The sequence below is a fragment of the Flavobacteriales bacterium genome (assembly GCA_020435415.1).
Lineage (GTDB): Bacteria > Bacteroidota > Bacteroidia > JACJYZ01 > JACJYZ01 > JACJYZ01.
The window spans coordinates 1-7175 of sequence record JAGQZQ010000126.1; the positions used below are offsets into that span (position 1 = coordinate 1).

6 protein-coding genes and 1 tRNA gene are annotated in these 7175 nt (G+C 48.7%); 5 read left to right on the plus strand and 2 right to left on the minus strand.

The features are described from left to right. Positions 1-539, plus strand: a 539-nt coding sequence (gene gltA / locus KDD36_14140; protein MCB0397789.1) for a citrate (Si)-synthase, incomplete at its 5' end; no start/stop codon positions are given. Here the strand turns inward: gltA and KDD36_14145 are convergent. Continuing rightward, a complete protein-coding gene (locus KDD36_14145) occupies positions 536-1798 on the minus strand; it encodes a DEAD/DEAH box helicase (GenBank protein MCB0397790.1) in 1263 nt (420 codons plus the stop codon). The two genes, gltA and KDD36_14145, sit on opposite strands and share 4 nt — an antisense overlap. Before the next feature lie 195 nt (positions 1799-1993). Here KDD36_14145 and KDD36_14150 point away from each other — a divergent pair, with 195 nt between their 5' ends. The 4 genes from KDD36_14150 to KDD36_14165 all read left to right on the plus strand — a co-directional run bounded on the left by KDD36_14150 (position 1994) and on the right by KDD36_14165 (position 5500). After that, positions 1994-3154, plus strand: coding sequence for a T9SS type A sorting domain-containing protein (locus KDD36_14150; GenBank protein MCB0397791.1), 1161 nt, complete (start codon positions 1994-1996; stop codon positions 3152-3154). Then, positions 3151-3993, plus strand: a complete 843-nt coding sequence (locus tag KDD36_14155; GenBank protein MCB0397792.1) for a hypothetical protein — start codon at positions 3151-3153, stop codon at positions 3991-3993. Before KDD36_14150 ends, KDD36_14155 begins: the two co-directional genes overlap by 4 nt. A 128-nt stretch (positions 3994-4121) precedes the next feature. Further along, a tRNA-Ile gene (locus KDD36_14160) sits at positions 4122-4195 on the plus strand. Between the two features lie 291 nt (positions 4196-4486). Then, a complete protein-coding gene (locus tag KDD36_14165) occupies positions 4487-5500 on the plus strand; it encodes a hypothetical protein (GenBank protein ID MCB0397793.1) in 1014 nt (337 codons plus the stop codon). Positions 5501-5729: 229 nt separating this feature from the next. Here KDD36_14165 and KDD36_14170 read toward each other — a convergent pair whose 3' ends face one another. Then, a complete protein-coding gene (locus KDD36_14170; protein ID MCB0397794.1) occupies positions 5730-7019 on the minus strand; it encodes a zinc-dependent metalloprotease in 1290 nt (429 codons plus the stop codon). Positions 7020-7175 lie beyond the last annotated feature (156 nt).

Genomic DNA, 7175 nt, shown 5'->3' on the forward strand with positions numbered 1-7175 from the left:
ATGCTTCTATTTCAGCTGGGGTAATTGCGCTATGGGGACCGCTTCATGGAGGCGCCAATCAGGCAGTTATCGAAATGCTTGAAAGGATCAAGGAAGATGGTGGAAATACGGATAAGTGGATCAATAAGGCCAAAGACAAGGATGATCCTTTCAGATTGATGGGCTTCGGACACCGGGTCTATAAGAACTTTGATCCCCGTGCGCGTATTATCAAGAAAGCAGCGGACGAAGTACTGGATAAACTGGGTGTGAATGATCCTGTGCTTGAAATTGCCAAAGGTCTTGAAGAGGTGGCGCTGAAGGATGAATACTTCGTTGAACGCAAACTATATCCCAATGTGGATTTCTACTCCGGAATCATTTACAGGGCATTGGGTATTCCAACCGATATGTTTACCGTGATGTTTGCGCTTGGTCGCCTTCCTGGCTGGATTGCACAATGGAAGGAAATGATAGCCAACAAAGAACCGATCGGGCGTCCGCGTCAGATTTATGTGGGTTCAAACGAGCGTCCTTACGTGGAGTTGGACAAACGTTAGTTGTCTTTTTTAGGTGGGGAAGAACGGCGACGTTTGCCTCCCCATGAACCTCTGTTTTTTCCCTTTCCCCCGTTTCTGTCCGGGCGTCGGCCTTTGCCGTTGGTTTTGCGTGTTATAAGTTCCGGAGCTTCTCCAAGATCTTCCGGTAATTTCTTCCTTGGAACTTCACTTTCGATCAAACGCTCTATTTGTTGGAGCTTGTGGTAATCTTCACTGGTGACCAACGTGATGGCCTCTCCGGTAGTTTGGGCCCTTGCGGTCCGGCCGATGCGATGTACATAATCCTCTGCTTCATTGGGCACGTCAAAGTTGATGATCACGGAAATATCCTTGATGTCAATTCCCCGGCTAAGAACATCTGTTGCGACCAATACGCGAACCCTGTCTGACCGGAACCGCAACAATACATCTTCCCTTTCCTTCTGTTCAAGGTCGGAAGAAATGCCTTCAACCGAGAACCCACCCTTCTTCAAACCATTCACAATTGTGGAGACTTTCCGTTTGGTAGAAGAAAAGATCAAAATGCGGTTCAACCCGGGCCTTTCGGCAATGAGCTGAAGCACCAGCGGCACTTTCTGACTTTCGTATGTCGCATAACAAGACTGGTTGACACGTTCCGCAGGCTTGCTCACGGCCAGACTGATCTCGGCTGGATCTTTCAGTATCTCCTGCGCCAGCTTCCGGATCTTAGGGGACATGGTTGCACTGAACATGGAAATCTGACGCAAACCTGTAAGATGCTTTTTGATCTTGGTGATATCATCATAGAAGTTCATATCCAGCATCCGGTCCGCTTCATCCAGAACCAGATGGCGCACTTTACCCAGGTCTCCGTTTCCAACATTCAGATGAGAAATCAGCTTGCCCGGAGTAGCCACCACAATGTTGGTCCCATCGGTCAGGGCTTTCTTTTGTGTCTCCCATTCGCTGCCATCACCACCGCCGTATATGGCGAGTGAGTTCACCGGCAGGAAATAGGACAGGCCCTGGATTTGCTGATCTATCTGGATGGCCAGTTCCCTGGTAGGGACAATGATCAGGGTATCCAGTTTGGATGTTGGTTCTACGGTAAGATTATGCAGTACCGGGAGCACGAAAGCAGCGGTTTTCCCGGTGCCAGTCTGTGCACACGCAATGATATCGCGTCCTTTCATAATCTCCGGGATGGCCTGTTCCTGGATTGGGGTGGCGTGTTCAAATCCCATATAAGAAATGGCTTCCAGGATCTGGTCATTAAGGTCGAACGCACTAAAATTCATCTGTAGTCATGGTCTTAAGCGCCCAAAGGTACATCTTTCAAAGGAGAACGCGTCTCTGAAATAAGGTGTTCCACATCCGAACGTTGGTCTGTCCAAACAATCGTTGGGAGGTCATCCGGCTACATTTGTACCGCCTTCCAAACCCTTGGGCCATTTTTACGTACACGGCCCTGACTGTCTATTTAAATCAATCCGATGATGCAATCCAACTTGACTCACCTGATAAGGGCCAGCCTTATTTTTAGTGGCCTTGTATTTGCCGTTCCATTCGGATCTTACGCACAGACAACCGGACCGATGGCTGCCGGGCTGGCGGAACTGAATCCATCTGCCGGAAGTGTCGCATGGTCCAATGAGGAAAATGTGCTCAGCGACCCGACAACAGAAGCCACGGTTTCCGTTCCTGCCGGCGAAACCAGTCAGTATATCGTTATCCGTGATATTGACTTCGGCATTCCGGAATCAGCTGTCGTCAATGGCATCTCAATTTCTGTGAACCGTTCGAAAAGTGCAGGAAATATTAAAGATGAAGAAGTACGGCTTATTCTCGATGGGGTCATCCTTGGTGATAACAAAGCATCCGGAGACGGATGGCCGACCAGTGGTGAGGTGGCTACATATGGGTCAAGCGAGGACTCGTGGGGTGTTGAACTTACCGGCGCGGATGTGAATAGTGATGCATTCGGTTTTGTAATGCGTGTGTTTAATGATGCCGGAGGTGGTCCGGCACGGGAAGCAAAAATAAGTGTCATAACCGTTGAGGTAGAATATACGGTTCCCCTTCCCATTGCACTTCTTTCCTTTGACGCGGTGTTGTCGGATGCCCGTAAGGTACAACTGGATTGGTCCACAGCAACTGAAATCAACAATGAATTCTTTACCATAGAAAGAAGCAGGAACGGTGCCACATTTGAGGAGGTTGGTCGCATTCCCGGGGCAGGAAATTCCAACACCCAGCGTGCCTATACCTATACTGATGACGCACCATTGCAGGGAACATCTTATTACCGTCTCAAACAAACCGATTTTAGCGGCGAGTACGAGATATTTGATATGGTCGCCGTTGAGTATGCCAATACGCCCGGTGGGAGTTGCGTATTGAAGGTGATGCCGAATCCCTGTGTAAGCAGGTGCTCTGTGAATTTGTCGGAATGCAAGGAGAATGAGCAATCGGAGATTAGGGTGGAGATGATGGATGCAGCCGGAAACCGTGTGTTCTCAAACGTTCCGTACAGGGAGACAGACGGATCATTCACCTTTGATGTAGACGTGAACAACAACCTCAAACCCGGTATCTATATTATCTCCGGAAGATCCTCCAATGAATCATATTCTGAAAAGATCATTGCCAAATGACCCGATCGAAATACATTGCAGGAATCCTGGCCATCGTTATGGTGTCCTGCGCCAGTGAAGCACCCCTCACGGATCATGAATGGGATTACCATGCCACGCTTGATATAGCGGATTCCCTTGGATTGAAGGAGAATGAGGCGCGGATACTTTTACTTCCCGCCCCCCTTCAGGTGCCCAACAATCTGAAATTAACCGGGGCTGATTATCATCCGTCACTTCTGGTTGAACTGTCCAAAGATGCGGCATCCAGAACCCAGTATGAGGCCGCCATTGCCGTTGGATTGTATGCCACTGACCTTGGCTATTCCATCATGTTTGAGGATTATTCAACAGGCATGCAGTATGCCAAGACCATCGAATCCATTCTTCAGTTCATGAACATCCGGATTGCGGAAAAGAATGTATTGGCCAAGCGGTTTGAGCAACATAGGAACTCTATGGATTCACTGAGTGTCCTTGTGCTGGAATCCTATCAGAAGGCCGGACAATATCTTCAGGAAAATCAGCAGGAAGGCCTGGGTTTATTGATGATGGTCGGGTGTTACGTAGAAGGCATGTACCTGGCATTTGAGTCCATCAACACGGAGAAAGGCTATGAAGCCTTCGCCTCCATGTGGCCCCAGCAAAATCTTTACCTGGATAATGTCTTGATGTTGTTGGGTTATTATTCCGCCGCCGGCGAAGCGGACATTCTCATTGAAGGTATGTCCGATATCAAGGTTGCCCTGGCGCAATGGATGAAGCTCGATCACAAGCGTCTGAACAAGGTGGAGCAGGAAAAGCAAGCCGAAAAAGTCAGGACGGTGATCTGGAACTTCCGCCAATCGATTATCAGTTAATAGCCCATAACATCAGGGCATCCGGTGCCCCCATCTTCCTGAGAATCCTATTCTTTCCGAATAATCGGTTATTCATTCCATCAAATCCCTTATTTTTGCCGTCCACGAATGAGGAACACCCTCTTTCAGGGCCCATAGCTCAGCTGGTTAGAGCAGCAGACTCATAATCTGAAGGTCGCAGGTTCAATCCCTGCTGGGCCCACGAAAACAGAAGGAGCATACCGCACAGCCTGCCTGCCTTTACTCAGGCCAGTGCGACGGCAGGCAGGCATACAGAGCGTACGTACTAGTTAAATGCTCTTGTTGTTTTTGTCCGTGTTGCAATATGCCTGGCTGTGTGGTAGCCTGAGTAATGGCAGGCAGGTTTACACTATCTGCTGACACACCCACATTCGCAGCCCGATGTTAAATAAACGTATCCATTTTAATTTCAATTAAACCCTGAATTTTTGTGGCGTCTAAAAATCTGTAAACGCATAAATCTTCCCATGCTATGCAGAAAAACAGACGCGATTTCCTAAAGCTCACCGGCCTGGTGGGCGCCGCTTCCCTGGTCCCTTTTGGAAAGGTGCTTGCAGGAAGCCATCAAATACAACGTGCAGACGCCTGCACGCTCATTCCCACAGAAACAGCAGGTCCATTTCCGCTGGACCTGACAGCCAATACCAACTTCTTCCGTCAGGATGTGCGGGAGTCAAAAGCAGGCGTTCAGCTTAATCAGAAGTTAAGAATCCTTGGCGACAGCAACTGTCAACCGATGCCTAACGTACGGGTGAACATTTGGCATTGCGACAGGGATGGGTATTATTCAGGCTATGACCAGTCCAACAACCCTGGTCAGGCCGGACTTACCTATCTGAGGGGTTACCAGATGACTGATGCCAACGGTGAAGTGGAGTTTATCACCATCTTTCCGGGATGGTATGGCGGCAGGGTTTGTCATATTCATTTCCAGGTGTACGTGAATTCTTCTTACGCAGCCATCTCCCAGCTTACTTATGACCAGACGGAAAAGCAGGCCATCTATACAGCCAATCCGTCTATCTATACAAAAGGTGTTGATCCTCTGACACCAGGTGCAGACGGAATTTTTGCGGATGGATATACATACCAGCTGGCGACACTAACACCTAATAGTACAACCGGTGGTTATGATTCCTACCTGGAGGTGACGGTCAAAGGTACGGGCACCACACCCACCGGTTATCTGGAACGGGAAAATGCTAAACACTTCATGCTTGGGCAGAACCAACCCAATCCGTACACCGCACAAACCACGATTCCGGTGTATCTCACGCGACCCTCCGATGTAACGCTTGATATTTATGACCTTCAGGGTAAACGGGTATCACGCATCAAACGCGATGGCCTGGCTGCCGGAGACCATACCATTGAGCTGAACATGCATAACCTGGGCCTTCCGATCGCCAACTACCTTTATCAGATCGAGGTGAAGAATGAGGCCGGGATATTCAGGGACTGTAAAATGATGACGGCAGGAAGATAGTCGAACAATACTTTTTTATGTGTAATGTTTCAGGGGAGCGACCGTGGTCGCTCCCTTGTTATTCATTCCTATTGCATAATCCGGGATATAAATATTGCGGTAAGTTTTGAACAGGTTAAATACAACATACATCTCCGATAATTTAGCAGTATTTCAAATTGTACGTATCTAGTTGCATAAAAAAAGGGGCATCAACCGACGCCCCTTTTTATGCAAATGAAAGATTGCTTTACTTACTGATCACGAATCGCTGGGTATAAACCTTTTCTCCACTGCTGACCCTCACGGTATAAAGTCCGTTCTCCAGATCCGGCCGATCTACCTGCAAATTCCCGGAGATGGTAGCTGCCTCCTGGTGCACTACTTTACCCAACACATCAATGATCTCGATGGTCACCTTTTCATTATTCCCGAAGGGTGCCTGAATCAACATTCTTCCCTTGTTAGGATTGGGAAACAGAACAAGTTCCTGGCTGTCCGTCGGCTCATCAATGGAAACCATGGCAGCTGCTGTGCAACGATTGATGGTTCGAACGGTCATTTCTGCCAATCCGGAAACGAATCCTGGTTTCAACACGACCCTGTCCTTTGCAACCACAATGAAGTTCCGGTAACCGGAAGCACCGGTAAGGACGGTCTGGTCCAGTTCCTGGACGGGTTCCGGTTCTCTGAATGAAGCAACGGTCAATTGGCGTTCGTTCAACCTTCTGACATTGTTTCTGGAACTGGTTCCTGCAACTTTTAAGTATCCAGGGAAATTAATATCAGGATTGGAAAACACCTTCTGTCGCTTGGAGGTGGTAACCTTGGACATGATCGTTTCGATGTTGTCCACCGGGTTGTTCATTCCGCGGGCGTATGGTGCATAATCCGGATCGGTGTCCTGATGCTGGCAACCGTAAATGTGCGCCAATTCATGTTCACCGCTCTTATTGTTTATTGCGGCAGACCAATCGACACTGGCATAGGCGTTGGATGCCCCGGCATTGACGAAAGCATTCCCAGCCGAGCTGCTGGATGGACTGGTCATGTTGTTTTTGTTGTCCACCAGGATCAGGTTCACATCCGCCCGAACTATATTCCGAATGGTTTTTATCCTGGAGAGGTCACGGAATTGTTCCTTGACTTCCTTCATGGTCTTCCCGTTCTCTGTAAGTGTCACCGGTACAATAGCAGCCAGTCTGAATTCATGATTGACCTCACTGTTGTTCATGGCCACGTTCATGGAATCGATCACCCGGTTCACATATATTTCAATGTCCCGCGTGGCACTGGTTGTGAGTATCTTATTGGCAGCAGCGGCAGTATATGCGACGAGCACCCGCACGTCACAGTTTCCGTCGCTGGCCATGATCCGTTCCCCGATAAATGACCTGCTGTTCAAGGCTTCCAGATCGATGTCCGAAACATCCACGGTACACTCGGAATATTCTTCCGGTGCCGAGTCCTGACCTAAGGATGCGATCGGTATGGTCATCGATAGCAAGGCCAGGAACCTCAGTTTTAGTGTTGTCTTCATATGTTTGTTTTCTATTTTGATTATGTGACAAAAGCATCAAGTTCCCGACCTACTTACTAACCACGAATCGTTCGGTATAAACCTTTTCTCTGCCACTGACCCGCACGGTATAAAGTCCGTTTTCCAGATCCGGCCGGTCTACCTGCAAATTCCCGG